We start from the raw sequence: 2,200 nt of genomic DNA on the forward strand, positions 1-2,200 counted from the left end.
TTTTCAAAGAAATCCCTCCCAAAACATGTTCTATGGGAGGAGTATCTCACGAATCTTCTTCTATTAATATGTGTTCACGTTTTGACGCTTACATAGTAAGGAGGAATTCACTATAAAAAAAATAAAAACATTCTTCATATGTACGTCTATCGTATTAATCATTTTGCTCGCCATTACTTTTTTTGACTATATTTTTCTAAGATTACTTGGATTACAGTATGATTCAATAGGTGCTTTACTATTTTTCTTTGTTTTATATCTTTTCTTTGAAATACCTCTTTCACTTATTACAAATGCAATCCCGAAAGCTTTGAAATCTGTGGGGATTATCAAGTCAAGTAAAGGATGGCTGGTTTTCATTCTAAATATAAGTCTTACATTTACATTAATCGGGCTACTTGATCATTTTATGGAGAATATTGAGATTTCTATACAAGGTGTATTTATATTCGCATTAATCTCTGGGTTTTTAAGTTGGAAATTAAGCGAAAATGATGTCGAACCACCTGATGTTGAAAGTAAAGAGTTCAAGGAATTAGGAGATAAATTTAATACTTAAACTACTTTAGTTTCCACAAACGGGGCGTTTGTTTTATAAGCAAATGCTCAAATACCGCAATAGGGCCAGATTGTTAAAGGGGAATAAAGGTATGGATTTGAATACTTTGTTTGTAGTATTAAGAGGTTTATTTATGAGTTTATTTGTTGTTTTTTTCGTTATCGACATTTTTTCAAAAAGGTCCTTTAAAATTCAATACAACGTTGCCATTACATTTGGAGTCATCTTCTCAGCTTTAACATGGGAATGGTCAATAGGATTCAAAGTTGGGTTTATTGCTTTGTTTGTTATTTTGTCTGTAAAGACAATTTCTGACGTTCGAAAAAGAGAGACAGATATTAATGCAGACGTGTAAACTTTGGAGAATCCATTAAAACAAACGGGCGCAATTCTATAACAAGGAAATGCGCTTGATCTACATGAGGGCCAATATCGTAAGAAAAAAGTATATGAGGCTGAGCAGTTGATTGTGGTCGTTAAAATGCTGCTTCACAACAATATCTATCAAACGGCTATCGTGTTATTGCAATAACAGAAAAAGACAGAGAATTATTCTTATAGTTTTGTGAAATAAGTAACTTTTAGGAGGTATGCGTTCTGAGTCCGAGTAGTGTGATCCTTTTCATGATTTTAGTTGCACCTATACTATTGTTGCTCATTGTGGCACTTTTTTGGAAAAAGGCTCGGACTATCCTGTTAGTTCTAGCGATTATTGTGGCATCGATCGAAACTTTTTATGTGATGTACAAACAAGAGTCATCGCTTCAAGAGTGGTATGAGCATGAGGACATTGTAAATGCCTACTTAGAGAAAACGTATCCTGAAGACGATTGGGTAAGTAGACATGCTACTAGATCTGCTTTTTCTCGGGCAGGTGTTGAAGTAATATTCATAGACGAACTCGAAGTCGTTTATATGTATATAGTTGAAGATGGTGATGTGAATCTCGTTGGCTATTCCTCGGAAGAAGGGTATGAAAATCCGAAAAGAAGCGAATAAGAGATTGCTTATGGATTTAATTCAAAAAGAGTACAGAAAAAGTAAAGTGTTCTTTTTCTTGAAGTCTTTTATTAGCATAATTGCAATTTACTTTGCCTTTCGAGTTATCTTTGTTTCTGTATCAGGATTAATATTTGAAAGTCCCTTACCAAAAAATATGTATATATTCCTTTTCAGTATGCTCTTTTTCTTAGGATTATCAAATGTTGTTCAGCTAGTTGAAATGTTACTTAATAAGAAAATAGAACACTTTATAAAATAATTGGGGGAAGATCAATGAGAAATGTTAAGTGGATTGGGATATGTTAAAGCAGGTTGTTAAGTATTGGCTAACCACTTGTTTAGTATTCTTGGTACTGGTAACCATTATGCAATGGTTATTCGACCCAGAGATAACATGGATGTGGAATATTAAAGTTGCTGTTATTTCATATTCATTTCTTATAGCTATCGATTTGATTATCAAATCATCAACAAAAGTCAAAAAATATATGTCTGGCTGTTAAATATTTTGAGGCTTTAACTGAACCACTGTTGCGCACCAAACGGATGTAAACGTTAAACTAGATTCAACAGCTTTCAACAAATAAGAATCAACAGTTTTCCACAAAAAAAATCTACTTTCTATATACTGAAGCTAGT

At 33.0% G+C, this 2,200-nt stretch carries 3 protein-coding genes; all 3 read left to right on the forward strand.

The genetic code is table 11. The features are described 5' to 3' along the window. Window positions 1–136: 136 nt before the first annotated feature. The gene (locus H605_RS0116855) at window positions 137–559 is read left to right on the forward strand and encodes a YrvL family regulatory protein (RefSeq protein WP_476715117.1); all 423 of its coding nucleotides are present in this window, start codon (window positions 137–139) and stop codon (window positions 557–559) included. Between the two features lie 91 nt (window positions 560–650). Then, window positions 651–914 carry a hypothetical protein gene (locus H605_RS0116860; protein WP_029055260.1) on the forward strand — a complete coding sequence of 88 codons (264 nt, stop codon included), beginning with the start codon at window positions 651–653 and terminating at the stop codon, window positions 912–914. Between the two features lie 269 nt (window positions 915–1,183). Further along, a complete protein-coding gene (locus tag H605_RS0116865) occupies window positions 1,184–1,558 on the forward strand; it encodes a hypothetical protein (RefSeq protein WP_155979568.1) in 375 nt (124 codons plus the stop codon). Window positions 1,559–2,200 lie beyond the last annotated feature (642 nt).

Source organism: Sporosarcina ureae DSM 2281 (assembly GCF_000425545.1).
Classification (GTDB): domain Bacteria; phylum Bacillota; class Bacilli; order Bacillales_A; family Planococcaceae; genus Sporosarcina; species Sporosarcina ureae.

Bases quoted from the DNA above. Each gene is read 5' to 3' on its own strand.
- H605_RS0116860 (WP_029055260.1), top strand. From the start codon at position 651: ATGGATTTGAATACTTTGTTTGTAGTATTAAGAGGTTTATTTATGAGT.
- H605_RS0116865 (WP_155979568.1), top strand. From the start codon at position 1,184: ATGATTTTAGTTGCACCTATACTATTGTTGCTCATTGTGGCACTTTTT.